The 25,176-nt window shown below is 63.6% G+C and carries 27 protein-coding genes; 20 read left to right on the forward strand and 7 right to left on the reverse strand.

The genetic code is table 11. From position 1 onward, the window contains the following. Positions 1 to 2 precede the first annotated feature (2 nt). The 9 genes from lpxD to BEK68_RS14870 all read left to right on the forward strand — a co-directional run bounded on the left by lpxD (position 3) and on the right by BEK68_RS14870 (position 8,844). Positions 3 to 1,076 (forward strand): UDP-3-O-(3-hydroxymyristoyl)glucosamine N-acyltransferase, encoded by a 1,074-nt coding sequence (gene lpxD / locus BEK68_RS14830; protein WP_004626690.1) that lies wholly within the window; start codon positions 3 to 5, stop codon positions 1,074 to 1,076. After that, positions 1,073 to 1,576 carry a 3-hydroxyacyl-ACP dehydratase FabZ gene (fabZ, locus tag BEK68_RS14835; RefSeq protein WP_012435456.1) on the forward strand — a complete coding sequence of 168 codons (504 nt, stop codon included), beginning with the start codon at positions 1,073 to 1,075 and terminating at the stop codon, positions 1,574 to 1,576. Before lpxD ends, fabZ begins: the two co-directional genes overlap by 4 nt. Beyond that, complete coding sequence (gene lpxA, locus BEK68_RS14840) at positions 1,573 to 2,388, forward strand: acyl-ACP--UDP-N-acetylglucosamine O-acyltransferase (RefSeq protein ID WP_012435457.1); 816 nt, start codon at positions 1,573 to 1,575, stop codon at positions 2,386 to 2,388. The genes fabZ and lpxA overlap by 4 nt, the downstream gene beginning before the upstream one ends. A 41-nt stretch (positions 2,389 to 2,429) precedes the next feature. Beyond that, positions 2,430 to 3,563, forward strand: a complete 1,134-nt coding sequence (gene lpxB, locus BEK68_RS14845; protein WP_012435458.1) for a lipid-A-disaccharide synthase — start codon at positions 2,430 to 2,432, stop codon at positions 3,561 to 3,563. A gap of 4 nt (positions 3,564 to 3,567) precedes the next feature. After that, positions 3,568 to 4,266: a ribonuclease HII gene (gene rnhB, locus BEK68_RS14850; protein WP_004626700.1), complete on the forward strand. Its 699-nt coding sequence runs from the start codon at positions 3,568 to 3,570 to the stop codon at positions 4,264 to 4,266. Positions 4,267 to 4,288: 22 nt separating this feature from the next. After that, positions 4,289 to 5,071, forward strand: coding sequence for a TrmH family RNA methyltransferase (locus BEK68_RS14855; protein WP_012435459.1), 783 nt, complete (start codon positions 4,289 to 4,291; stop codon positions 5,069 to 5,071). Between the two features lie 142 nt (positions 5,072 to 5,213). Next, positions 5,214 to 6,089 carry a M24 family metallopeptidase gene (locus BEK68_RS14860; protein ID WP_012435460.1) on the forward strand — a complete coding sequence of 292 codons (876 nt, stop codon included), beginning with the start codon at positions 5,214 to 5,216 and terminating at the stop codon, positions 6,087 to 6,089. A gap of 17 nt (positions 6,090 to 6,106) precedes the next feature. After that, positions 6,107 to 7,915 carry an SDR family oxidoreductase gene (locus BEK68_RS14865; protein WP_012435461.1) on the forward strand — a complete coding sequence of 603 codons (1,809 nt, stop codon included), beginning with the start codon at positions 6,107 to 6,109 and terminating at the stop codon, positions 7,913 to 7,915. A 32-nt stretch (positions 7,916 to 7,947) separates the two neighbouring features. Beyond that, positions 7,948 to 8,844, forward strand: a complete 897-nt coding sequence (locus tag BEK68_RS14870; protein ID WP_012435462.1) for a metal-dependent hydrolase — start codon at positions 7,948 to 7,950, stop codon at positions 8,842 to 8,844. A 75-nt stretch (positions 8,845 to 8,919) separates the two neighbouring features. Here BEK68_RS14870 and ppsR read toward each other — a convergent pair whose 3' ends face one another. Next, positions 8,920 to 9,771: a posphoenolpyruvate synthetase regulatory kinase/phosphorylase PpsR gene (gene ppsR / locus BEK68_RS14875; RefSeq protein ID WP_012435463.1), complete on the reverse strand. Its 852-nt coding sequence runs from the start codon at positions 9,769 to 9,771 to the stop codon at positions 8,920 to 8,922. Between the two features lie 230 nt (positions 9,772 to 10,001). Here ppsR and ppsA point away from each other — a divergent pair, with 230 nt between their 5' ends. The 3 genes from ppsA (at position 10,002) to BEK68_RS14890 (ending at position 13,958) form a co-directional block, all read left to right on the forward strand. Next, positions 10,002 to 12,389 (forward strand): phosphoenolpyruvate synthase, encoded by a 2,388-nt coding sequence (gene ppsA, locus BEK68_RS14880; RefSeq protein ID WP_004626706.1) that lies wholly within the window; start codon positions 10,002 to 10,004, stop codon positions 12,387 to 12,389. 143 nt (positions 12,390 to 12,532) lie between these two features. Beyond that, positions 12,533 to 12,982 (forward strand): NfeD family protein, encoded by a 450-nt coding sequence (locus BEK68_RS14885; protein ID WP_065851763.1) that lies wholly within the window; start codon positions 12,533 to 12,535, stop codon positions 12,980 to 12,982. Positions 12,983 to 13,031: 49 nt separating this feature from the next. Continuing rightward, positions 13,032 to 13,958 (forward strand): SPFH domain-containing protein, encoded by a 927-nt coding sequence (locus tag BEK68_RS14890; protein WP_012435464.1) that lies wholly within the window; start codon positions 13,032 to 13,034, stop codon positions 13,956 to 13,958. A gap of 18 nt (positions 13,959 to 13,976) precedes the next feature. Here the strand turns inward: BEK68_RS14890 and smpB are convergent, their stop codons facing one another. After that, positions 13,977 to 14,423, reverse strand: coding sequence for an SsrA-binding protein SmpB (gene smpB, locus BEK68_RS14895; RefSeq protein ID WP_012435465.1), 447 nt, complete (start codon positions 14,421 to 14,423; stop codon positions 13,977 to 13,979). A gap of 125 nt (positions 14,424 to 14,548) precedes the next feature. Here smpB and BEK68_RS14900 point away from each other — a divergent pair, with 125 nt between their 5' ends. Together BEK68_RS14900 and BEK68_RS14905 are read left to right on the forward strand one after the other, a co-directional pair. After that, positions 14,549 to 14,986: a type II toxin-antitoxin system RatA family toxin gene (locus BEK68_RS14900; RefSeq protein ID WP_012435466.1), complete on the forward strand. Its 438-nt coding sequence runs from the start codon at positions 14,549 to 14,551 to the stop codon at positions 14,984 to 14,986. After that, positions 14,973 to 15,338, forward strand: coding sequence for an RnfH family protein (locus tag BEK68_RS14905; RefSeq protein WP_012435467.1), 366 nt, complete (start codon positions 14,973 to 14,975; stop codon positions 15,336 to 15,338). Before BEK68_RS14900 ends, BEK68_RS14905 begins: the two co-directional genes overlap by 14 nt. Positions 15,339 to 15,345: 7 nt before the next feature. Here the strand turns inward: BEK68_RS14905 and BEK68_RS14910 are convergent, their stop codons facing one another. Both BEK68_RS14910 and BEK68_RS14915 read right to left on the reverse strand, forming a co-directional pair. Continuing rightward, positions 15,346 to 15,885, reverse strand: coding sequence for a DUF4124 domain-containing protein (locus BEK68_RS14910; protein ID WP_012435468.1), 540 nt, complete (start codon positions 15,883 to 15,885; stop codon positions 15,346 to 15,348). Positions 15,886 to 16,039: 154 nt separating this feature from the next. Further along, complete coding sequence (locus tag BEK68_RS14915; RefSeq protein WP_012435469.1) at positions 16,040 to 16,984, reverse strand: DMT family transporter; 945 nt, start codon at positions 16,982 to 16,984, stop codon at positions 16,040 to 16,042. Between the two features lie 154 nt (positions 16,985 to 17,138). On the opposite strand from BEK68_RS14915, the gene guaB reads away from it, so the two are divergent. The 3 genes from guaB to guaA all read left to right on the forward strand — a co-directional run bounded on the left by guaB (position 17,139) and on the right by guaA (position 20,905). After that, positions 17,139 to 18,602 carry an IMP dehydrogenase gene (gene guaB / locus BEK68_RS14920; RefSeq protein ID WP_012435470.1) on the forward strand — a complete coding sequence of 488 codons (1,464 nt, stop codon included), beginning with the start codon at positions 17,139 to 17,141 and terminating at the stop codon, positions 18,600 to 18,602. Positions 18,603 to 18,732: 130 nt separating this feature from the next. Further along, a complete protein-coding gene (locus tag BEK68_RS14925; protein WP_012435471.1) occupies positions 18,733 to 19,311 on the forward strand; it encodes a hypothetical protein in 579 nt (192 codons plus the stop codon). Further along, positions 19,286 to 20,905, forward strand: a complete 1,620-nt coding sequence (gene guaA, locus BEK68_RS14930) for a glutamine-hydrolyzing GMP synthase (protein ID WP_012435472.1) — start codon at positions 19,286 to 19,288, stop codon at positions 20,903 to 20,905. Before BEK68_RS14925 ends, guaA begins: the two co-directional genes overlap by 26 nt. A gap of 101 nt (positions 20,906 to 21,006) precedes the next feature. On the opposite strand, the gene BEK68_RS26185 is transcribed toward guaA, so the two are convergent. Continuing rightward, positions 21,007 to 21,219, reverse strand: coding sequence for a hypothetical protein (locus tag BEK68_RS26185; protein ID WP_004626724.1), 213 nt, complete (start codon positions 21,217 to 21,219; stop codon positions 21,007 to 21,009). Positions 21,220 to 21,486: 267 nt separating this feature from the next. On the opposite strand from BEK68_RS26185, the gene BEK68_RS14935 reads away from it, so the two are divergent. Continuing rightward, entirely contained in the window at positions 21,487 to 21,690 is a 204-nt protein-coding gene (locus tag BEK68_RS14935) for a cold-shock protein (RefSeq protein ID WP_004626726.1), read from the forward strand. Positions 21,691 to 21,859: 169 nt separating this feature from the next. Here the strand turns inward: BEK68_RS14935 and BEK68_RS14940 are convergent, their stop codons facing one another. Both BEK68_RS14940 and BEK68_RS14945 read right to left on the reverse strand, forming a co-directional pair. Continuing rightward, positions 21,860 to 22,504, reverse strand: a complete 645-nt coding sequence (locus BEK68_RS14940) for a Vgb family protein (RefSeq protein ID WP_012435473.1) — start codon at positions 22,502 to 22,504, stop codon at positions 21,860 to 21,862. A gap of 36 nt (positions 22,505 to 22,540) precedes the next feature. Beyond that, entirely contained in the window at positions 22,541 to 23,761 is a 1,221-nt protein-coding gene (locus BEK68_RS14945; protein WP_012435474.1) for a hypothetical protein, read from the reverse strand. 86 nt (positions 23,762 to 23,847) lie between these two features. Between BEK68_RS14945 and BEK68_RS14950 the strand changes: the two genes are divergently transcribed. Beyond that, the gene (locus tag BEK68_RS14950) at positions 23,848 to 24,618 is read left to right on the forward strand and encodes a DUF899 domain-containing protein (protein WP_012435475.1); all 771 of its coding nucleotides are present in this window, start codon (positions 23,848 to 23,850) and stop codon (positions 24,616 to 24,618) included. Then, positions 24,593 to 25,176 (forward strand): DUF2182 domain-containing protein (locus BEK68_RS14955; RefSeq protein ID WP_065851764.1); only part of this gene is annotated, 584 nt, incomplete at its 3' end. The genes BEK68_RS14950 and BEK68_RS14955, both read left to right, overlap by 26 nt.

Below are 25,176 nucleotides of genomic sequence, written 5' to 3' on the forward strand. Positions count from 1 at the left end.
GCATGTCGTTTTCGCTTGGTGAACTTGCTGCGTCGCTCGGCGCGACCGTCCAGGGTGACGCAGGCCTGATCGTCAAGTCGATCGCGCCGCTGGATCAAGCGGGCGCCGATCAGCTCGCTTTTCTCTCCAATCCGCTGTACCTCAATCAGGCTGTGAGTTCCGGTGCGGGGGCGATCATCGTGTCGCCCCGCGATCTGGAAACGCTCGAAAGCCAGGGCCACGCTGCTGGCCGGAACTGGCTGATTGCGGCCAATCCGTATGCTGCGTTTGCGCGCGTTGCCCAGCGCTTTGTTGCGCTGGCCGCGCGCCCCGTTGTACCGGGCATTCACCGGACTGCCAGCGTGGAAGAGGGCGCCAGGGTGCCGGCATCCTGCTCCATCGGCCCGAACGTCACCATCGAAGCCGGTGCTGTGCTCGGCGAGCGTGTGCGCATCGCCGGCAACAGCTTTGTTGGCGCCGATGCCCGGATTGGCGACGACACGTTGCTCTACGCGAACGTTTCGATTTACCACGGCTGCGTTGTTGGCGCGCGCTGCGTTCTGCATAGCGGCGTCGTGATCGGCGCCGATGGCTTCGGCTTTGCACCCGACTTCGGGCCGCAGGGCGGCGAATGGGTGAAGATTCCGCAGGTTGGCCGGGCCGTGATTGGTGACGACGTGGAGATCGGCGCAAACACCGCCATCGACCGTGGCGCGATGGCCGATACGGTGGTCGAACAGGGCTGCAAGATCGACAACCAGGTGCAGATCGCGCACAACGTGCACGTGGGTGCCTATACCGTCATCGCGGGCTGCGCGGCCATTTCCGGCAGCACGAAGATCGGGCGCTACTGCATCATCGGCGGTGCGGCCAATTTTGCCGGCCACCTGACCATTGCGGACCGCGTGACCGTTTCGGGCGGCACATCCATTACCAAATCCATCACCAAGCCCGGTGGCCACTTCACCAGCGTTTTCCCGTTCATGCCGCATGGCGACTGGGAGCGTAACGCGGCCATCGTCCGAGGCCTGACGCGCATGCGCGAACGGTTGCAACAACTGGAACAGCGGGTCAAAGACCTGCAGCAACAATCATGACCGAAGCAACGAATGCGACGAGCGCGACCCCCAGCGTCGTCAGCGATTTCAACATCAAGAAGATTCTCGACCTGCTGCCGCATCGCTACCCGATGCTGCTGGTTGACCGCGTGATCTCGCTGGAGCCGCGCAAGTCGATTACGGCCATCAAGAACGTGACGTTCAACGAGCCGTTCTTCAACGGGCACTTCCCCGGCCATCCGGTGATGCCCGGCGTGCTGATGCTCGAAGCGCTTGCGCAAACCGCTGCGCTGTTGACCTTCGGCGAGGCCGATCACGAGCGCAAGGAAAACCAGCTCTACCTGTTCGTGAGCATTGACGGTGCACGCTTCAAGCGCCAGGTGACGCCGGGCGACCAACTCGTGATGACGGCCGAACTGCTGCGCTCGAAGAGCGGTATGTGGAAGTTCAAGGTGTACGGCAAGGTTGACGGTGAAGTCGCCGTGGAAGCCGAAATCATGTGTGCCGTGCGCGAAGACAAGTCCAAGGGCGAGGCATGACGCAAGCACAGAAGATCCATCCGACCGCGCAGATCGATCCGAATGCCGAACTGGATTCGAGCGTCGAGATCGGCGCGTTTACGGTCGTGGGCCCGAATGTGCGGATGGGCGCGGGCACGCGAGTCGGCCACCACACGGTGATCGAGGGCTACACGACGCTGGGTCGTGACAACAGCATTGGCCATTTCGCATCGGTGGGCGGCCGGCCGCAGGACATGAAGTATCGCGACGAGCCGACGCAGTTGATCGTCGGCGATCGCAATACCATCCGCGAATTCACCGCGATCCATACTGGCACTGCCCAGGATGCCGGTATCACGTCCATCGGCGACGACAACTGGATCATGGCCTACGTGCATATCGCACACGATTGCCGCGTGGGCAACCACACGGTGTTTTCGAGCAACGCGCAGATCGCGGGCCACGTGGAAGTCGGTGACTGGGCGATCCTCGGTGGCATGTCGGGCGTGCACCAGTTCGTGCGTATCGGCGCGCATGCCATGCTGGGTGGCGCATCGGCGCTGGTGCAGGATGTGCCGCCGTTCGTGATCGCCGCAAGCGACAAGGGCGGCAACAAGGCTGCGCCGCACGGCATCAACGTGGAGGGCCTTCGTCGCCGCGGCTTTACGGCCGAGCAGATCACAGGTCTGCGCCAGGCGTACAAGCTGCTCTACAAGAGCGATCTGAGCTTTGATCAGGCCAAGGCTGAAATCGCCGCGCAGATCGCTCAGACGGATGACGCCCCGACCCGTGAGGTGTTGACCGCGTTTGCCGATTTCATTGCCGCCACCAAGCGCGGCATCGTCCGTTGAGCGAGCAGCTTCAGAACGCCGCGCCGGTGCGCCGCATCGGCATGGTGGCCGGCGAGGCTTCCGGCGATTTGCTGGCCTCGCTGCTGCTGAAGGGGCTGCGCGCACAACTGCCTGCCGACATCGCCTACAACGGCATTGGCGGTGCGCGCATGACGGAGCAGGGTTTCCAGTCGAACTGGCCGATGCACAAGCTGTCGGTCAACGGCTACGTGGAAGTGCTCGGCCAGTTGCGCGAAATCCTTGCGATCCGCAAGGAACTCAAGCAGGACCTGCTGGCCCAGCCGCCGCTGGCCTTCATCGGCGTGGATGCGCCCGACTTCAATTTCAACGTCGAGATCGCCATGCGGCAGGCGGGAGTGCCGGTGGTGCACTTCGTGAGCCCGTCGATCTGGGCATGGCGAGCCGGCCGTATCAAGACGATCGCCCGCGCGGTCGACCATATCCTTTGCCTGTTCCCGTTCGAGCCCGAAATTTACGCCAAGGCCGGCATTCCGGCCACGTACGTCGGGCATCCGCTTGCGGATGAGATTCCGCTGGTGCCGGACGTGGAGGGTGCACGCACGCGCCTTGGCCTGCCGTTGGGCCGCAAGGTCGTTGCGGTGCTGCCCGGCAGCCGCAATTCCGAAGTGAAGCATCTCGGGCCGACGCTGTTTGCGGCGATGTCACGCATGCAGGCGGTCGAACCGGATCTGGCCTTCGTGCTGCCGGCGGCCAATGCGACGTTGCGCGAGCGGATCGATGCCATGCGCGCGGAGCACCCAGGACTGCATCTGTGGGTGGTCGATGGTCAGTCGCACACAGCCATGGAAGCGGCTGACGTGATCCTGCTGGCCAGCGGCACGGCCACGCTGGAAGCGGCGCTGTACAAGAAGCCGATGGTCATCACCTACAAGGTGCCCTGGCTGACCGCGCAGATCATGAAGCGCAAAGGCTATCTGCCGTACGTTGGGCTGCCGAACATCCTGTCCGGCCGCTTTGTCGTGCCGGAATTGCTGCAGGATGACGCGACCCCCGAGGCACTCGCGCGCGAAACGCTGCTGCAACTGAGCGACCATGGCAACGCCACGTTCCTGCGTGAACACTTCACGCAGATGCACCTGACGCTCAAGCAGAATATGGCGGAGATCGGCGCGAAAGTCGTGGTCGATCTGCTACGCAGTCGCGGTAAGCTTTAAGCCCATGGCTTCCCGCAAACCCAATCCGGACCAGCTTGGCCTGCTCCTCTCGCAGGAGCCGGCGGCCAAGCGCGCGCGTCGCATTCTCTGTGGCGTGGATGAGGCTGGACGTGGGCCGTTGGCCGGGCCGGTGACGGCAGCGGCGGTCGTTCTCAATCCGCGCAAGCCGATCAAGGGCTTGGCTGATTCTAAGATCCTGACCGCCAGGAAGCGTGAGGCGCTGTACGACGAGATTGTCGAAAAGGCGCTCGCCTGGCACGTGGCGGAAGCCACCGTCGAAGAAATTGATCGCATCAACATCCTGCACGCGACCATGCTGGCCATGCAGCGTGCGGTACAGGGCGTGGCCGCATTGGGCACGCTTCCGGATCTCGTGCAGGTGGACGGCAATCGCTGCCCACAGGTGGCGTTTGCGGTGGAGGCCATCGTCAAGGGCGATGCGCTGGTGCCGGCCATTTCGGCGGCCTCCATCCTGGCGAAGGTGACGCGCGACCGCCAGTTGGCCGCGCTGCATATCGAGTTTCCGCTCTACGGGTTTGACGTTCATGCCGGCTATGGCACGCCGCAGCATCTGGCGGCGATCGACCTGCATGGCGTGACGCCGCATCATCGCCGCTCGTTCGCGCCCGTGCGTCGTGCGTTGGAGGGGATGAGCGCCATCAGCATCGAAACCGTCGCTGCAGGCAGCGCCTGGGACGACTGACCTTTTTCCGCTGGGCCCATTCGTGAAGCACATCACTTCCCGCGACAACGCGGTGTTCAAGCATCTCAAGGCGCTCTCGGGCTCGACGCAGCACCGTCGGCGCGCGGGGCAATCCGTGCTCGATGGCGTGCACCTGGTGGTGGCGTATCTGGATGCGGGCCACATGCCGGTGCAATGCCTGGTTTCGGAGCGCCATGTCCGGCATCCGGAAGTGGCTGCGGTGCTCGACCGTGTCGATCCGGACACCGTCATCCTGCTGGCCGATAACCTGTTTGGCCAGCTCACCACGGTCGTCAACGGCGTCGACCTGATGGCCCTGGTGGAGACGGCGGAAGGCAAGCTGCCGCAAACCATTGATGCGGACTGCGTGATTCTTGATGGCATTCAGGATGCCGGCAACGTCGGTTCCATCCTGCGATGTGCGGCCGCTGCCGGCGTGCGCGATGTGTTCATGACGCCAGGCTGCGCGTTCGCGTGGTCGGCCAAGACATTGCGCGCCGCCATGGGTGCGCATTTCCACCTGAACATCGTTGAACACTGCACGTTCCAAAGCGTGCATTCGCGGCTCCGGGTGCCGCTGCTGGCAACGTCGTCGCACGCCAAGCAGGCTGTTTTCGATGTGCCGCTCAGTTCACCCGTAGGCTGGGTGTTCGGAAACGAGGGGGCGGGCGTGTCGCAGGAGTGGCTCTCTGCGGTGACGACCCCCGTGACGATTCCACAGCCGGGCGGCATGGAGTCGCTCAACGTGGCTGCCGCAGCAGCGATCTGCCTGTTCGAGGCCGTGCGACAACGCCGCGCGGGCTAACCCTCTCTTTTTCCTGTCGATTACCGGTCACACGGCGTTTTCAAACGCCAGAGCAGTCTCGCATTGACTTTGCCATTGAGTAATGGAACATTGATCGCGGCGCCAACGAGCGCCCTCGATACCCAGACTCAAGGAGACCGGCATGCCGAACCCCACCCTGGCGCGCGTCCATGTCGACGAACTCGCGCAGTTTCGCGAAATCCAGCAACTCGCCTACGCGTGCGTCGAGGCCGTCAGCGGCATGCTGCGTCCCGGCATGACCGAGAAGGACGCGGCTAAGCTGCTCACTGAGTGGCTTGGCGATCGTGGCGTCCATGACTGGCTGCACAAGCCGTTCGCGTGGTTTGGCGACCGCACCGCGTTCCAGGGCTTTTCGGGCCTGACGCATATGGCCGGCTTCAACCTGGCGTTCTTTCCGTCGTCGCGACGGTTGGAAGAGAACATGCCGGTCATCCTCGACGTGGCGCCCGTGCGCAATGGCGTGATCGCCGATGTCGGCTATGCCACGTGTCTCGGCGAAAACGCCATCCTCGACCAGCTACAGGACGACCTGATGGCGCATCGCGAGTTGATCGTGCGTTTGATCCGCGAGCGGCGGTCGATGGCCGACGTGGCGCGTGCGGTGGACCAGCTTTGCATGAAGCAGGGCGTGGAGCCGCGTCACAAGGCGTATCCGTTCAAAGTGCTGGCGCATCGCGTGGTCAAGCTCGACAGCCCATTGAAGCCGCGTTTCGTGGCGCGCTTCGGGCTGAACGCCACGCGCAACCTGATCCTCGACCAGGTGCGCAGCGGCAAGCAGGAGGGGTGGTCGCCGCTGTGGTCGATCGATCGTCGATCTGAGCACGCGCCGGTCCCCGGCCTGTGGGCCGTCGAACCGCATCTGGGCTTCCATGGCGTCGGGGCCAAGTTCGAGGAGTTGCTCGTCATTACCGAAGACGACGCCTACTGGCTCGACGACGATCTGCCGCACGTGCGCCGCTGGCAGCAGCGTCAACTCGCGCAGCAGCGCGCTGCCTGACGCACACGGAGGCCCAGATGAAAACGCTTCTTGAAGAGGCTCCGCTGGCGTTGTTCGAATCGCCCGCAGCGGTTTCGCCCAAAGACTATTCGGCGCGGATGGTGCAGTCCGGCAGCGTCTCGCTCACAGTCGAGACCTGGGGCGACCCCGCGCACCCAACCGTCGTGCTAGTGCACGGCTACCCCGACAACAGCGAGGTCTGGCACGAGGTGGCACCGCTGCTCGCGCGGGATTACTACGTCATTGCCTACGACGTGCGGGGTGCGGGCCGGTCGAGTTCGCCCAAGGGGATGCGCAACTACACCTTCGCGCGATTGACCGACGACTTCATCGCCGTCATCGATGCGCTGAGCCCGGGCAAGCCCGTGCACCTGATCGCGCACGATTGGGGTTCGATCCAGTCATGGGAATTCGTGACGGAGGCGCGCCTGCGCGGGCGCATTGCGTCATACACGTCGTGCTCGGGGCCGTGCCTGGACCACGTCGGGCACTGGATGCGCGCGCGACTGCTGCGTCCGACGCCGTCGTCGCTGGGCAAGATGCTGGGCCAGCTCGTGCGCTCGTGGTACGTGCTGCTATTCCATTTGCCGATCGTGCCGGAACTGAGTTGGCGCCTGTGGCTCGGGCGCGCGTGGCCGCGTGTGCTGCGTCGTGTGGAGAAGACCGCCATCGTGCCGCGCGCCACGCAGACGGCCGACGGCGTGCGCGGTGTGTCGCTGTATCGCGCCAACTTCATCCGCAGCCTGTTCACGCCTCGCAAGCGTGTCGCACATGCGCCGGTGCAGGTGATCGTGCCGACCCTGGACAAGTACGTCAGCCCCGCGTTGTCCGAAGACCTCTCGCGCTGGGTACCGCAGTATTGGCGCCGCGAAGTTGTCGCGCGGCACTGGCTGCCGGTCACGCATGCTGCACGCTTGGCGGAGATGGCACGCGAGCTGATCGAGCACGCCGAGGGCAAGCCGGAATCCGAGGCGCTGCAACGCGCGCGTCAGCATGGCGACCGCAAACCGCTCTGCGGCAAGCTGGCCGTCATCACGGGCGCTGGCAGCGGCATCGGTCGTTGCGCGGCGCTGGAATTCGCGGAGCAAGGCGCAGCCATTGTCGCCGTCGACATTCGTGCTGAAGATGCAGAGCGCACGGCCAAGCTCATCCGCCTCACGGGTGGCAAGGCGTGGGCGCATACCGTGGACGTCGGCAACGCCGAGCAGATGGAAGCGCTGGTCGATTGGGTCGGCAAGGAACTGGGCGGCGCCGACATCGTCGTCAACAACGCAGGCATCGGCATGGCCGGCGGCATTGTCGACACGTCCGAGCGCGATTGGCAGCGCATCCTGCACGTGAATGTGTGGGGCGTGATCCACGGCGCCCGACTGTTCGCCAAGCAGATGGTGGCGCGCGGGCAGGGCGGTCACATCCTGAACACGGCATCGGCGGCGGCCTTTGCGCCATCGCGCGATCTTGCCGCCTATGCGACGACGAAGGCCGCAGTGCTGATGCTGTCCGAATGCATGCGTGGCGAGCTGGCCGGGCAGGGCATTGGCGTGTCGGCCATCTGCCCCGGTTTTGCAGAGACCGGAATCATGGCCTCCACGGTCTACACCGGCACGACCGAGGCACAGCAAGCCCAATTGCGCGCCCGCGCCACCAAGCTCTACCAACTGCGTGGCCTCAAGCCAGAGACCGTCGCAAAAGCCATGTTCAGCGCGGTTCAACACAACAAGCCCGTGGTCACGATCGGCATCGAGGCGCATTCGTCCCGCTTCATCTCGCGCTATGCGCAATGGCTGAGCCGGCTGATCGCGCGCGTGAGCATGGCCGGGCATTGAGCCCGCACAGACAAGAACATCCGGAGACCACCATGACCGCGCCCGATTACTTCATCAAGGCCCGCCACGTCCGTTTCGACTGGAAGGACACGCCCATCCAGTGGATTCACGGCGATCCGTCCAGTACGCACATCATCAACATCCTGAATCTATTGTTTCCCGCCGGCGAGTTGTGGTTCTGCCGCGTTTACAACAAGGCGTTGCCGCTGATTACCGACGCGAAGCTGCGCGCCGATGCCGAGGGCTTCCTGCGTCAGGAGGCGGTCCATTCGCGCTCGCATGGCGGCGTGCTGACGCATTACTACAAAGACCACGGCATCGATACTCAGCCTTTCACCAAGCGGCTCGACTGGCTGTTCTCCAAGGTGCTCGGCGAACAGCCGTTGGGTCTGAAGATCGGCCACACGCGCTTCTGGCTGCGGCAGCAACTCGGCATCATCGCCGCGCTCGAGCATTTTTTCGGCTACCTGGGCAACTGGGTGCTCAACGCAAAGGGGCTCGACGCCGCCCACGCCGATCCCGTCATGCTGGACCTGTTGCGCTGGCATGGCGCGGAGGAAGTCGAGCACCGCACCGTCGCGTTCGACATCTTTCGGCACATGGGCGGCTCGTATCTCGAACGCTGCTTCCATATGCTGACCACGATCCTGTTGCTCCTGTACTTCTTGGTCACCGGCTTTCGCTTCATGTACAAGCGCGATCCAGGGGCGGGCAGGTTCCCCGGTTTTATCCGCGGCTGGTGGCATGGCTCGCGGCGTAACTGCCTGCCATCGTTCTGGAAAATGCTGGGCGCCGCCCTGCGCTATTTCCGGCCCAGCTATACGCCGCATCATGAAGGGTCGACCGAGCAGGCGCTGGCCTATCTGGAAACATCGCCGGCAGCGCAGGCCGCGGCGCACGGCGGCAACTGGGTGCGTGATCGCGCCTGACTGGCTCGCCCGCCGGCAGAAAAACAAAACGGCCGGTGCAATGCCGGCCGTTTTGTTTGCGGGGCGATTCCACGCTCAGTAGTTGTTGTGATCCATCTTGACGTCCTGCAGGATCGTCGTGGCAATTTCCTCGATCGACTTGTGCGTTGACGACAGCCATTTGATGCCCTCGCGCCGCATCATCGATTCGGCTTCATTGATCTCGTAGCGGCAATTCTCCAGCGCGGCATATTTGCTGCCTGGGCGACGTTCATTGCGGATTTCCGACAAGCGCTGAGGATCGATCGACAGCCCAAAAATCTTGCTCTTGTAGTCGTACAGCACGGTGGGCAGCTTGCCGCGCTCGAAATCGTCCGGAATCAGCGGGTAATTGGCCGATTTCACGCCGTACTGCATCGCCAGGTACAGGCTGGTCGGCGTCTTGCCGCTGCGCGACACCCCCACCAAAATCACATCCGCTTCGGCCAGATTCTTGTGTGACTGGCCGTCATCGTGAGCAAGTGAAAAGTTGATCGCTTCGATGCGGTTTTTATACGCCTCGGTGTCGGCGTTCTGGTGAAAGCGGCCGATGGCGTGGGTGGACTTCAGGTTCAGTTCCTTCTCGAGCGGCTCGATGAAGGTCTGGAACATGTCCAGGATGGTGGCCTTGGCCCGATGGACGATCTCGTTTGCCTCGGCATCCACCAACGTGGTGAAGACGATCGGCCTCACCCCTTCGGCGTGGAACGCCTCATTGATCTTGGCGACCGCAACATGCGCCTTGTCGATCGTGTCGACAAACGGAATCCGCACCTGGCGGAATTTCATCTCAAACTGCGCCAGGATCGAGTGGCTGAAGGTTTCTGCGGTGATCCCGGTGCCATCCGACACGATGAAAACGGTCCGGAAAGGTGTCCGGCTGGAAGATGCGGAGGCGAGGTCGGTCATCGAAAACGAGGGGTTTTTCCAGCACGCCGGCAGGAAATCGTGCTGCGGCACGGTAGAATAGCGGCGATCGTTTAGCTAAGCAATTCGGGCCAATCGCCTGTCAGGCAATGCCGCAGCTGCAATCCTGGCAGGGCTTCCGGATGATTTAGCCAAGCGATTCGTACGGCCAGACGACAAGAAGAAAGCCCCGTGCGGATCCGACCGGTTTTTCACTTAGTTTAGGGGCTTGTATGACTAACCTGTCGCAAGACGGCGCCTATGTGCTGCCGTTCGAGCAATTGCGGATGACCGATGTCGAGGTCGTCGGCGGTAAAAACGCTTCGCTGGGCGAGATGATCTCCCAGCTGGACGGCGCCGGCGTGCGCGTTCCGGGCGGTTTTGCCACCACGGCACTGGCGTTCCGCGATTTCCTTGCACACAACAACCTGACCGAGCGCATCTCGCAGCGTCTGGCCAGCCTCGACGTCGACGACGTCAAGGCGCTGGCGGCCGCCGGCAAGGAGATCCGCGAATGGGTCGCCACCGCGCCGTTCCAGCCGCGTCTGGAGCAGGAGATTCGCGAGTCGTACGCTCGCGTGTCCGCCCGCGAAGGCGCTGAGGCATCGTTTGCGGTGCGCTCGTCGGCCACGGCGGAAGATCTGCCGGATGCTTCGTTCGCCGGCCAGCAAGAGAGCTATCTCAACGTCCTCGGCATCGACGACGTGCTCGACAAGATCAAGCACGTGTTCGCCTCGCTGTACAACGACCGTGCGATTTCGTACCGCGTGCACAAGGGTTTCGCCCATGACGTGGTGGCCCTGTCTGCCGGCATCCAGCGTATGGTGCGCTCGGACTGCGGCGCCTCGGGCGTGATGTTCACCATCGACACCGAATCGGGCTTCCAGGATGTCGTTTTCATCACCTCCAGCTACGGCCTGGGCGAAACGGTGGTGCAGGGCGCTGTGAACCCGGACGAGTTCTACGTCTTCAAGCCTACGCTGGCCGCCGGCCAGTACCCCATCATCCGCCGCTCGATCGGTTCCAAGCTGATCAAGATGGAGTTCACCGCGCCGGGCGAAGCAGGCCGCGTGAAGACCGTCGACGTGCCGGGCGAGCTTCGCAACCGCTACTCCATCAGCGATGCGGACGTGACGGAACTGGCCAAGTACGCCGTCATCATCGAGAAGCACTACGGCCGCCCGATGGATATCGAGTGGGGCCGCGACGGCCGCGACGGCAAGATCTACATCCTGCAGGCCCGCCCCGAAACGGTGAAGAGCCAGGCACACGGCAAGGTCGAGCAGCGTTTCCGCCTCAAGGGCTCAGCGCCGGTGCTGACCACCGGCCGCGCCATCGGCCAGAAGATCGGCACGGGCCCGGTGCGTGTGATCAACGACCCGGCTGAAATGGAACGCGTGCAGCCCGGCGACGTGCTGGTGGCCGACATGACCGACCCGAACTGGGAGCCGGTGATGAAGCGCGCCTCAGCCATCGTCACCAACCGTGGCGGCCGTACCTGCCACGCGGCCATCATCGCGCGTGAGCTGGGTGTGCCGGCAGTCGTGGGCTGCGGCGATGCGACCGACCTGCTGAAGGACGGCACGCTGGTGACGGTCTCGTGCGCCGAAGGCGACGAAGGCAAGATCTACGACGGCCTGCTGGAAACCGAAATCACGGAAGTCCAGCGTGGCGAAATGCCGCCGATCAGCACCAAGATCATGATGAACGTCGGCAATCCGCAGCTGGCGTTCGACTTCTGCCAGATTCCGAACGGTGGCGTGGGCTTGGCCCGCCTTGAGTTCATCATCAATAACAACATCGGCGTGCACCCGAAGGCGATTCTCGACTACCCGCAAGTCGACAGCGACCTGAAGAAGGCTGTGGAAAGCGTGGCCCGCGGCCATGCCAGCCCGCGTGCGTTCTATGTCGACAAGCTGGCCGAGGGCATTGCCACCATCGCAGCGGCGTTCTATCCGAAACCCGTGATCGTGCGCCTGTCGGACTTCAAGTCCAACGAGTACAAGAAGCTGATTGGCGGTTCCCGCTACGAGCCGGACGAAGAAAACCCGATGCTGGGTTTCCGTGGCGCCTCGCGCTACATCGCCGAAGACTTTGCCGAAGCCTTCGAGATGGAGTGCCGTGCCATGAAGCGCGTGCGCGACGAGATGGGCCTGACCAACGTCGAAGTGATGGTGCCGTTCGTGCGTACGCTCGGCCAGGCTGAGAAGGTTGTCGAGCTGCTGGCCAAGTACGGCCTGAAGCGCGGTGAGAACGGCCTGCGCCTGATCATGATGTGCGAAGTGCCGTCCAACGCGATCCTGGCCGAGCAATTCCTGCAGCATTTCGACGGTTTCTCGATCGGTTCGAACGACCTGACGCAGCTCACGCTGGGTCTGGACCGCGACTCCGGCATGGAGCTGCTCGCCCGCGACTTTGACGAGCGCGATCCGGCAGTCAAGTTCATGCTGCAGCGTGCCATTTCCACGGCGCTGTCGATGAACAAGTACGTCGGCATCTGCGGTCAAGGCCCGTCCGACCATCCGGATTTTGCCGAGTGGCTGGCCAAGGAAGGCATCTCGTCGATCTCGCTGAACCCGGACTCCGTGATCGACACGTGGCAGAAGCTGGGCTCGGCTTGATTCCGACCTAGAGTGCCGTAAGACAAGGCGCGTATTCTGAAGGGTACGCGCCAACAAGAACGCGAAGTGCCCGACGGCGTCCAACGCTGGCGGGGGCCGAGCGACATGCCCCCGCAGACGTCTAGCGTCGCGGGGGTTTTTTTATGGGATTCAGGGAGAGGGGGTATGTCGGCTCTGACCGTCTGGTTTTTTCTCTGGCCGTGCTGCTCGTCATCGGCGAGCTGATGACGGGGACCTTCTATCTGCTGATGGTGGCAATCGGCCTGCTCGCAGGCGGCCTTGCCGCGCTGATCGGCCTCGCATTCCCTGCGCAGGCGATCGTTGCCGCCATCGTGGCGGTATTCGGCATCGTCGGGCTGCGGCGTACGCGCTATGGGCGCGTCACGCGCGAGAATGCCGCCCGCAATCGCAACGTCAATCTGGACATTGGCGAGATGTTGCGCGTCGATGCCTGGTCGCCGGAGCGCCGCGCGCGCGTGCAATATCGCGGCGCCGCGTGGGATGTCGAACTCGCGCCGCACGCGCCGGCCACGGGTGGCGAATTCCGGATCGTCGAAGTACGTGGCAACGTGCTTGTTGTCGCGCCCAGATAGCCATCAGCAACAACCAACAACAACCAGCAAGCCCAACCACGGAGGTTCTATGTTCGAGCTGGGGACTCTCGCGATCATCGTCCTGTTTGCCGCCATCGTGCTCATTGCACAAGGCGTCAAGATCGTGCCGCAACAGCACGCCTGGATTCTGGAGCGGCTGGGCAAGTATCACGCAACGCTCTCGCCGGGGCTCAATATCGTGCTGCCCTTTGTTGATCGCGTGGCTTACAAGCACGTGCTCAAGGAAATCCCGCTCGACGTGCCGAGCCAGATCTGTATCACCAAGGACAACACGCAGCTGCAGGTGGACGGCATCCTGTACTTCCAGGTGACCGACCCGATGCGGGCATCGTATGGCTCCAGCAATTTCGTGATCGCCATCACCCAGCTGGCGCAGACGACGCTGCGCTCGGTGGTCGGCAAGCTCGAACTGGACAAGACGTTCGAAGAGCGTGACTTCATCAACCACAGCGTGGTCAATGCGCTGGATGAGGCGGCATCGAACTGGGGGGTGAAGGTGCTGCGCTACGAAATCAAGGATCTGACCCCGCCGAAGGAAATCCTGCACGCCATGCAGGCGCAGATCACGGCCGAACGCGAAAAGCGTGCGCTGATCGCCGCATCCGAAGGCAAGCGCCAGGAGCAGATCAACCTGGCATCCGGTGCGCGCGAGGCCGCCATCCAGAAATCGGAAGGGGAAAGGCAGGCTGCCATCAACAAGGCGCAGGGCGAAGCGGCGGCGATTCTGGCGGTGGCCGAAGCGAACGCCCAGGCGATCCAGAAGATCGGTCAGGCCATTCGCACCGAGGGCGGTGTCGATGCCGTCAACCTGAAAGTGGCGGAAGAGTATGTGAGCGCGTTCGGCAACCTGGCCAAGCAGGGCAACACGCTCATCGTGCCGGGGAACATGGGCGACCTGAGCACGATGATTGCGTCAGCGTTGACGATCGTGAAGCAGCAGCGGCCGAGCGCGTAAAGTTCGGAGCGGGAGGGCTCAAGCCTTCTCGCGCATGAGGCGGGCTTTTTCGCGCTGCCAGTCGCGGTCCTTCTCGGTTTCGCGCTTGTCGAACTGCTTCTTGCCCTTGGCGAGGCCGATTTCGCACTTCACGCGGCCGCGCGTGTAGTGCAGGTTGAGCGGAACGAGCGTGTAGCCACGCTGCTCGACCTTGCCGATGAGCTTCTTGATCTCTTCGGCGTGCAGCAGCAGTTTGCGGGTGCGCACGGGGTCCGGATGGACATGCGTGGAGGCCGATTGCAGCGGGCTGATATGGGCCCCGATCAGGAACAGCTCGGCGTTACGAATGACGACGTAACCTTCCTTGATCTGCGCACGGTTGGCCCGGATGGCTTTCACCTCCCAGCCCTCGAGAGCCATCCCTGCCTCGTAGCGCTCTTCGATGAAATAATCGAAAAAGGCCTTCTTGTTGTCGGCGATGGTCATACGTTGGAATATGCGGTGCGCGCATTGGGGTGAGGATCCCTGCATGCGCTGCGATAAAATGGCGAGTTTAACAAATCCGCCGCAATCCCAACCGGGACGCGGCGCGCAAAGCTTTCGGATCACGCATGGCAGACGTTGAAAAAACCGTGTTGATTGGCCACTCGGCCGAACAGATGTTCGACCTGGTCACCGACGTCAAAGACTATCCGAACTTCCTGCCATGGTGCGGCGGCGTGGAAATCTACGAGCAGACGGAAACGTCACTCGACGCGCGCGTGGATATCGCCTTCAAAGGCATCCATCAGTTCTTTCGCACGCGTAACGTACAAACGCGGCCCACCCGCATTGATATGACGTTCGCTGACGGGCCTTTCAAGTCGTTCACCGGGTTCTGGATCTTCACGCCGCTGCGCGCGGACGCCTGCAAGATCAACTTCCATCTGCATTACGAGTTTTCCAGCGTCATTCTGGAAAAGCTGATCGGCCCGGTGTTCAGCATGATTGCCAACACCTTCGTCGACTCATTCGTCAAACGCGCCGAGGCGGTGTATGGCGAGTCCTGAATCCGGTACCGTGATTGACGTGATGGTCTGCCTGGCGACGGTCACGCCGCCGCGGCTCGTCAACGTGCAAGTGCCGGCGCAGGCGACGGTGGCTGACGCCGTGCATGCGTCCGGCTTGCTCAACGGCCTGGATCTGACCATCGATACCTGCCGGCTGGGCGTTTACGGCAAGCGCAAGACGCCGGATGCCGCATTGCATGCGCGCGATCGAGTGGAAATCCTGGGTCCGCTGATCGCCGATCCAAAAACTGCACGCCGGCGGCGCGTGCAGAAGGTGCGGGCCACCGGCACGCGCGAAGGGCTGAAGTGGCTGCGCAACGAGGCGCCGCCCAAAGACGACGTCCTCGAATAAAGAGCGATCAGTTGCAGTTGGCGCTGAGGGCAGCCTGGTTGCGCTGGACGGCTGCGGCGCGCTGGGTGTCATCCAAGTAGGCGATTGAGCCATCGGCCTGCACCGAGCCGACGCGGCGGCCGTCTTGCATATACGTGGTTTCGTTGCGCAGGCGTGCGCATTCGGCTTGCTTGCGCTGCGCAGCGTCAGCCTGCCTGGCTTCCTCCTGTTCCTTCTTTGCGCGATCGGCCAGGCGCTTGCGCAGTTCTTCGTCAGGGTTGGGCGCGGCGACGCTCGAGGCTGGCTGACCGGGTTTGGCGGGCGCATTAGGGTCTGCCGCTTTGACGCCCGAGGCCGGCGCGGACAGCGCTTCATAGGCCGTGGCCGTGCGGCTGTTCGGGTTGCGGATGATGCGGCTGGGCGGCACCGACGGTGGCGGTGCGGCGTCGCTGTAGACCATGTGGCCCTTGTCATCGCGCCATTGCCAGGCCCATTGCGCCTGGGCAACCGGGCAAGCGAGGGCGATCAGGGCCGCAGTGGCAGGCAACAGGACGTGCAGTCGTTTCATGGAGTTCTCGTTCGTGGACTGCCGACGGCGCGCTGGCCGACCCGACGACGGCCCCTCGACGCGCACGGGAGCCCGGTGGCGTGATCGCCACTCGCCAATCTAGGCCGACGGCCTGGCTTGGCCTGTCGACTCGCCCCCCGGCAAGGCGCCCAGTTTATGCAGACTTCTTGTTGGCGTGCAAGCGCACCGACCAGCCGACACCCAAGATCAGCAAGGCGATTGCGGCCATCTCAAGCGGGCGCGGCCAGCGATCGTCGTACACAAAGCCATATGCCAGCGCGAACAGGGTCTCGAACACGATCATCTGGCCCGACAGCGTGAGCGGCAGCCGCCGGGAGGCGATGTTCCACAGATTGTTGCCGATCAGCGACGCGCCCAGTGCCACGGCAGCGTTCACGGTCCAGAACGTGCCCCAGACGCGTCCGCCGGTATCCATCCAGCTTGTGCCGACTGCAAGCAGGGCCGCCATGGTCAAGGCGGCAGACAGGATGCCGCTCGAAATGCCGTACAGCGCAGACCATTCGTTGCTGGAGAAATGCGGATTGCGCTGCAGGTAGCGGGCGTTGTCCAAGGCGTACCACGTCCAGCTGAAAAGCGCGCCTGCCGCGCAAGCGATGCCAACAATGCGTTGCCAGACCGGCCGGATGTTGGTGGCCGCCGTTGCCGCTGTCTGGCCGAACAGGTCAACGTTGATGCAGGCGATGCCGGCAGCGACAACCAGGAGCGGCCAGATCAGCCGGGAGAGCGGCACGGCGCCATGATCGCGCCGGCCAAGCATGGTGATTGTGATGGGCAGAATGCCAACGATCAGCGAGGTGGGCGCAACACCAGCCAGCTGCACGCCAAACGCCACGAAAACAAAATAGACAAGGTTGCCGCTGCAGGATTGCCTGACCAGCGCCAAGCAGTCGGCGCGGGTAATTTTGCGGGCAATGCGCGGAAGGATCGGGGCAGCGGCAATGGCTGCGATGACGCCGTAGGCGAGGTAGCGGCCGAGGGTCAGTTCCCACGGTGAAAACGCGGGCAGCGCGCGCGGAGCAATAAAGACCATGCCCCACATCGCCCCGGCCAGCAGGGCGCACAATACGCCAATTCCCATTCGAACACTCGCGAGGCTGATTCTGCGCGGCCGCTGGTGGCGCAGGGTGCTGTAGGTGCGTGCGCGAAGAAAAATTTATCGAGCATAGCACGGGTCTCTACAACCGTGGGGCGAATTCCCGTATAATCCGATTTTGCGCCTAGAGGAAATTGCTATGCGTCTTGTCCAGAAAGCACTCACGTTCGATGATGTGCTGCTCGTCCCGGCCTACTCGGCCGTCCTGCCCCGCGATACGTCCCTTCGCACCAAGCTCACCCGTTCGATCGAACTTGCCATTCCGCTCGTCTCCGCCGCCATGGATACGGTTACGGAAGCGCGGCTCGCCATCGCTATGGCGCAGCAAGGTGGCATCGGTATCGTCCACAAGAACCTGAAGCCCGAAGAACAGGCGCGCGAAGTCGCCAAGGTCAAGCGCTTTGAATCGGGCGTGCTGCGCGATCCGATCACGATCGGCCCGGACATGAAGGTCCGCGACGTGATGGCGCTGTCGGCACAGCACGGCATCTCGGGTTTCCCGGTGCTGGAAGGCAAGAAGGTGGTGGGCATCATCACCAACCGCGATCTGCGTTTCGAAGAAGAACTGGACGCCCCGGTGCGCGCCAAGATGACGCCGAGCGAGAAGCTCGTCACCGTCAAGGAAGGCGCCTCGCTGGAAGAGGCCAAGCGCCTGATGAACAAGCACCGCCTGGAGCGTGTGCTGGTGGTGGGCGAGGCTTTCGAGCTGCGCGGCCTGATCACCGTCAAGGATATCCAGAAGGCCACCGAATACCCGCTGGCCTCGAAGGACGAGCGCGGTTCGCTGCGCGTGGGTGCGGCGGTGGGCGTGGGTCCGGATAACGATCTGCGTATCGATTTGCTGGTCAAGGCGGGCGTGGACGTGATCGTGGTCGACACCGCGCACGGCCACAGCCAGGGCGTGCTGAACCGCGTGCGCTGGATCAAGGACAACTACCCGCAAGTGCAGGTGATCGGCGGCAACATCGCCACGGGCGACGCGGCCAGGGCGCTGGTCGACCATGGCGCGGATGGCGTCAAGGTTGGTATCGGCCCGGGTTCGATCTGCACGACACGGATTGTCGCGGGCGTGGGCGTGCCGCAGATCTTTGCCGTGTCCAATGTGGCCGAGGCCCTCAAGGGCACCGGCGTTCCGCTGATCGCCGACGGCGGTATCCGCTACTCGGGCGATGTGGCCAAGGCACTGGCTGCCGGCGCACACACCGTGATGATGGGCGGCATGTTTGCCGGCACGGACGAATCTCCCGGTGAGGTGTTCCTGTTCCAGGGGCGCTCGTACAAGAGCTACCGCGGCATGGGCTCGGTTGGCGCGATGAAGGACGGCGCTGCCGACCGTTACTTCCAGGAAGACAACACCGCCAACGTCGACAAGCTGGTGCCCGAAGGTATCGAAGGGCGCGTGCCGTACAAGGGTTCGGCACTGCCCATCGTGCATCAACTCACGGGCGGCGTCCGCTCGTCGATGGGCTACTGCGGTTGCGCGTCGATCGCCGAATGGCACGAGAAGGCCCAGTTTGTCGAGATCACCGCCGCGGGCATGAACGAATCGCACGTGCACGACGTGCAGATCACGAAGGAAGCGCCGAACTATCACCGCGACTGATCGCTTGTCGATCATCGCAAACAACAAACAAGATAGAAGGCAAGCAGTACTGCCGCCGGGGCGCGCGGGCGCTCCGGCCGATTCAACCGGTGGCCGAGGCACGGGCGGCCGCCCGCAACTGGAGACGATGATGAAAGCGCTTTTGCGACTCGTTCTGTTTCTGGATGCGGCTGTCGCACTGTGCGTCGGTCTCGTCCTGCTGGCTTCACCGATGACGTCCATCTTCGGCGCGCTGCAATTGCCGCAGCCGGAACCGGCGATGTACGGCCAGCTGCTCGGCGTCACGCTGATTGGCGTGGCCTGGCTGCTGTGGCACGCCACCGTCAACGGGCAACTGACGACCGCTGTGGCCCAGGTAGTCGGTCATCTGAACCTGGCGGTCGCCGTGCTGGTGATTGTCTGGCTGCTGTTCTTCCACCTGCCGGTGGAGGGCGCCGGCCGCATCTGGCTGCCGACGTTTGCGGCGGTGCTGGCGGCGTTTTCCGCAGTGCAGATTCCCGCCTCGCGCCGTGTGCGCACCCATGAGCGCGTGCGCGCGCAGAAGGCCCGTGAAGACGCCGCGGCCGCGCGCGAACGCGAACGCGCAGAAAAGGCGCAACGCAAAGAACCTGGCTACATGCCGCCTCCGGGCTACGGCCCCGGCACTGAAGTCGACACGATTGCCGATTCCATTCCTCCACAACATGCACGACAAAGTCCTCATCCTTGATTTCGGCTCGCAGGTCACGCAACTGATTGCGCGGCGCGTGCGTGAAGCACACGTCTACTGCGAAATCCATCCGAACGACGTGTCCGACGCCTTCGTGCGCGAATTCGCGCCCAAGGCGATCATCCTGTCCGGCAGCCACGCCAGCACGTACGAAGATCATCAACTGCGCGCCCCGCAGGCCGTGTGGGACCTGGGCGTGCCGGTGCTGGGCATCTGCTACGGCATGCAGACCATGGCCGTGCAGCTTGGCGGCAAGGTGGAGTGGAGCGACCACCGCGAATTCGGTTACGCCGAAGTGCGCGCGCATGGCCACACCCGCCTGCTCAAGGACATCCAGGACTTCGCTACGCCCGAAGGCCACGGCATGCTCAAGGTGTGGATGAGCCACGGCGACAAGGTCACAGAGCTGCCACCGGGCTTCAAGCTGCTGGCCTCGACGCCGAGCTGCCCCGTCGCGGGCATGGCCGACGAGGCGCGTGGCTACTACGCGGTGCAGTTCCACCCGGAAGTCACGCACACCGTGCAGGGCCGCGCGCTGCTCGAGCGCTTTGTGCTGGAGATCGCTGGCGCCAAGCCCGACTGGGTCATGCGCGATCACATCGACGAGGCCGTCAAGGCGATCCGCGAGCAGGTGGGCGATGAAGAGGTGATCCTCGGCCTGTCGGGTGGCGTCGATTCTTCGGTGGCGGCGGCGCTGATCCACCGCGCCATTGGCGACCAGCTGACCTGCGTGTTTGTCGACCATGGCCTGCTGCGCCTGGACGAAGGCAAGATGGTGATGGACATGTTCGCCGGCCGCCTGCATGCCAAGGTTGTGCATGTGGATGCGTCCGAGCAGTTCCTCGGCCATCTGGCTGGCGTGACTGACCCCGAAGCCAAGCGCAAGATCATCGGCCGCGAGTTCGTTGAAGTGTTCCAGGCCGAAGCCAAGAAACTCAGCAACGCCAAGTGGCTGGCGCAGGGCACGATCTACCCGGATGTGGTGGAATCGGGCGGCACCAAGACCAAGAAGGCGACGACGATCAAGAGCCACCACAACGTGGGCGGCCTGCCGGAGACGCTGGGCCTGAAGCTGCTCGAGCCGCTGCGCGACCTGTTCAAGGATGAAGTCCGCGAGCTGGGTGTGGCGCTGGGCCTGCCGCACGAGATGGTGTATCGCCACCCGTTCCCGGGGCCTGGCCTGGGCGTGCGCATTCTGGGTGAGGTCAAGCGTGAATATGCAGACCTGCTGCGCCGTGCCGATGCGATCTTCATCGAAGAGCTGCGCGGCACGAAGGCCACGGCGCAGGATGCGGCCGCCGGCCTGTGCGGCGAAGGCGATGTTGGCAAGAGCTGGTACGACCTGACCAGCCAGGCGTTTGCGGTGTTCCTGCCGATCAAGTCCGTCGGCGTGATGGGCGATGGCCGCACATACGACTACGTGACGGCGCTGCGTGCAGTGCAGACCACCGACTTCATGACCGCACATTGGGCGCATCTGCCGTACGCCCTGCTGGGCCGCGTGTCGAACCGCATCATCAACGAGGTGCGTGGTTTGAGCCGGGTCGTGTATGACGTGTCGGGCAAGCCGCCTGCGACGATCGAGTGGGAGTGAGGTTCACCTGCCAAGTCGGAAGAAGCCCGCGTTATGCGGGCTTTTTTTCGTCCTTGTAGTTGGCTATCCAGTGTCTGCCAAAAAGCTACCCCGAACGGCGTCTACGCCTCCAGTGACCAGCCTTGGTTGTCCACGTTCTTTTCGTCGCGATAGACCCATCGCGCACCGCATGTGGGACACGAGAACGTGCTGACGGTGATTGCGCGCGCGGAGGGCGATTTGATGCGTTGCGTGTCGGTGATTCTGAGCAAAGCATGGCCTGGCGCGCCGCGTTTATGGAGTTCGATTGCGGCGCAAGCCGAGCAGAGTGTCATGCCAATGGTTCTCTCAAGAGCGCATGCCCACTGTGGCGTGCTGACTCAGCGGTGGGGTGCGGGGTGGGTCAATGGTGGCAGATTATCTAATTATTTGTTGACGCGGGTCTGAAATGTCTGTAGAAACCATCCCTGCAGGATCTTCAAGCAGTTACTCCGATGTTCTGGGTTGTCACGCCAAGCGGTGCTTCCTTTGCTCCATGTTTCTTCCTTGATTGTCGTGCCTGGTGAGCACAGGCTCATGCAGAACTTTTTAGGATATCCAACATGGAAACCGGCACAGTAAAGTGGTTCAACGACTCCAAGGGCTTCGGCTTCATCACCCCGGACGCAGGCGGCAACGATCTCTTCGCTCACTTCTCTGAAGTTCAGGGCAACGGGTTCAAGTCCCTCCAAGAGGGTCAGAAGGTGCGCTACGTTGCAGGCGTTGGCCAAAAGGGCCCGGCTGCCACGAAGATCGAAGCGATCTGATCGGTCGCATCTGCCAAGAAAAAACCCCGCACTGCGGGGTTTTTTTTCGTAGCAACATTAAGGTGTCCAAGACGCACTTTGCCGCAGCGTCTGAGGCTCTTGCGGCAGCAGATGAATCTGCTGCGGCATCACATAAACGGCAACCGCTGCCGAAAGCCCCGTAGCGCGCCTATGCCGCCTGCTTGCGGGGGCGTCGCACCGCGCGAATCTTCCCGGTGGTTCCGCCGCCGCAGAAGAACTGATCGGCGCCATCCGACTCGAGACCCGACACGTTCATGCCGGCCGGCATGTCAAGCTGCTCCAGCACTTCACCGGTTTGCGGATCGATGTGCCGCAGCTCGCTCGTATCGCCTTCCCAAGTGCCGTGCCAGAGCTCACCGCCGACCCACGTGACGCCGGTAACGAACCGGTTGGATTCGATGGTGCGCAATACCTTGCCGGTGTCCGGATCGATCTGGCGGATCTTGCGCTCGCGGTAGTGGCCGACCCACAGCGTGCCTTCGGCCCAGGCGAGGCCCGAGTCTCCGCCCGCGCCCGGCGCCGGAATCGTGGCGAGCACGGTGCCCGTTTGCGGGTCGATTTTCTGGATGCGGTCTTCGGCAATCTGGAACAGGTGCCGCCCATCGAACGCGGTCCCGGCATGGGCCGGTACATCGATGGAGCGCTGCGTCTTGCCGCTGTCGGGGTCGAGTTCCTTCAGCTGACCGCCGGCAGCAAACCAGACGTGCTGACCATCGTAGGTCACGCCGCCGACGTTCTCTGCGCCAGGGAAGGGGCCGTATTCGCGCACGACTTCGGCGGTGGATCGCTTCATGTTGGGCTCGCTGGAATCGGTTGTGGAGTCTTCATCCTAGTCACTTGGCAGCGGTGCGGGGAGTAACAAGGTGGTCGCGAATCCGGGTACCGGCGGCGTCACCCATCGGCGCGCGCGCCCGCGTCCGAAGAACTGCACCTTGCCGGCGGCTGCCAACGCGTCGAGCGCGCGCTGTACGGTGCGCTGGCTGGCCCCGAGCGCAAATGCCAATGCAGAGCTGGACCACGATTCCCCATCAGCGAGGCACGCCAGCACGGCGGCGTATTGCTCGTCGACAGGCTGTGCGAGAACAACGACGTCTTGCGTCGCGTGGGGTTGCAGTGCAAATCCGTGCTTCGTCGCTTTGACCGTGCCCAGCGCACCAAGCGCGGTGCGCAAACGCCCGATCTCTACGCGCAAGCGCACGCGGTGCGTTTCGTCGGGATGCCGGGTGCGGAATGCCCCCGCGATGAGGCCGTCTCTGGGCACGTCTTCCGGCCACGCCTCTGCAAGTGCACGTGCCAGCGTAAACAGAACGGGCCGCGTGGCGAGCGAGACGACTGTATCGGCCTGCCTCACGGCAAGCCGGCACGCATCCACCACCAGCGCGTCCGATGCAAAGAGAGCCTCGACATCATCAAGGCGCAACACGCGCTCTTCGCCGCGGGAGATGAGCCGCGCAGCAGGTGCGCTCAAGACCAGGGCAGCGCGTTCGACTTCGGCGCTGAGCGTCGGGATACCGGCCTGGCGTGCTGCGCGATCGGCATCGCTCAGGGCTGCCCGTGCGGCAGCGGTCTGCAAACGTCGGATGGCAATGCCGGCGACGACAAGCGCATGTGCCGCCCGCAAGACCGGAGGAAGATGCGCCGGCGTTAGCGCGGCGAGCGCGGCTTCTGCGTCGTCCAGACGGCCGATCAGCAGCAGGCGACGGATGCTGAGATACCGCGCGTGTGCGGCATTGACGTGGTCGCCGTGCGCCTCGAGCGTGGCGCATGCCGTGTCGAGGGTTTTGGCAGGCCAGCCAAGATCGCGCGAGGCGAGGGCGATTTCGGCTTCCGCAACGATGCAGCGAGCGCGTGCCACTGCCTCTCGAGAGCCGAATGCGCGGGCCGCGCGACGTAGCAGGAGCTTGGCGCGCGCCAGATCACCGAGCTGGGCCATGGCGATGCCACGCAGAGCCAGCGCGGCGGCATCGTCGCGCAGAGCGACGCGGTTCAGCGCTCCGAATGGGTCACCGGCAGCGAGTGCGCGCGCTGCAGCCGTGATCAATGAATCCATTCGAATCCCGCCACACTTGTCACTCCCGCCGTTTGAGGTCGGCGCCTAATCTAGCACACGACCACTCACCCAAAACGGAGGCAAGCATGAGTGCAACACACCCCACAGCAACCCGCGCAACCTGGCTGGCAGAGCGCATTGAACTGCTCAAGGCCGAGAAGGAACTCACGCGCCGTAGCGACGAACTCGCGCGCCGCAGGCAGGCACTGCCGTGGGTGCGCATCGACAAAAGCTACCGCTTTGAAACCGAGAATGGCAGCGCGACGCTTGCCGATCTGTTTGGCGGACGTTCGCAACTGCTGGTCTATCACTTCATGTTCGGGCCGGACTACAAGGCGGGCTGCCCATCGTGCTCGATGATCGCTGACGGCTTTGACGGCTTTGTCACGCATCTGGCGAACCACGACGTCACCCTGCTGGCGGTGTCGCGCGGGCCGCTGGCCAAGTTGATCGAGTATCGCGAGCGGATGGGCTGGAGCTTTCCGTGGGCATCATCGGTGGGTAGCGATTTCAACTACGATTTCAACGTCTCGATCTCGGAAGAGCAACAGCGCGCCGGCAGCGCCGACTACAACTACGTGCGCGGCAGCCACGTGATGGATGCATCCGACTTGCCCGAACCCGTGCAGCAGTTCGCCAGCATGTGCGGCACCGATGCGCCCACCTACGTGCGCGACCGGCCCGGCATGAGTGCGTTCGTGCTGGAAGACGGCGTCGTGTATCACACGTATTCCACGTACGCGCGCGGGCTCGACGGCTTGTGGGGCGCATACCAGTGGCTGGACCGCGCGCCGCTGGGCCGCAACGAAACCGGTGTCTGGTGGCGTCGCCATGACGAATACGCTCAGCAACGTTGAGCTGCCACGCGAGCATGGGGTGTCCGAGCGCGGCTTCCTTGCCGTCTCGGCGCTGCTGTTCGTCGCCAGCACGACGGCGACAGTGGCGTGGTGCAACGCGATGCCCGCCATGAGCGAGATGCCGATGGCCTGGATGCCGATGTGCGGTCAGACGTGGTGGAGCTTTGCTGCGTCCTTCATTTGCATGTGGACGGTGATGATGGCGGCGATGATGCTGCCGTCATTGCTGCCGATGCTGCAGCAGTATCGCGTGGCGCTTCATCTGGCAGGCAAGCCGAACGTTGATGCGCTGACGGCGTTGGCAGGCGCCGGGTACTTCGCGGTGTGGGCCCTGATCGGCGTGATGGTCTTTGGGCTGGGTGCGGCGTTGGCGAAGCTTGAAATGACGTGGCCCGTGCTGGCACGGGTGGCGCCAGTTGCCAGCAGCGCGGTGGTTCTTGCGGCGGGCGCTCTGCAGTTCAGCGCATGGAAGGCGCGCCAGCTTGCACGGTGCCGCGCAGTGCAAACGCCTGGGCGCACGGCATGGCAATTTGGGTTGTGCCTTGGCCTGCGCTGCGC

It is taken from the genome of Ralstonia pickettii (genome assembly GCF_001699815.1).
Classification (GTDB): Bacteria; Pseudomonadota; Gammaproteobacteria; order Burkholderiales; family Burkholderiaceae; genus Ralstonia; species Ralstonia thomasii.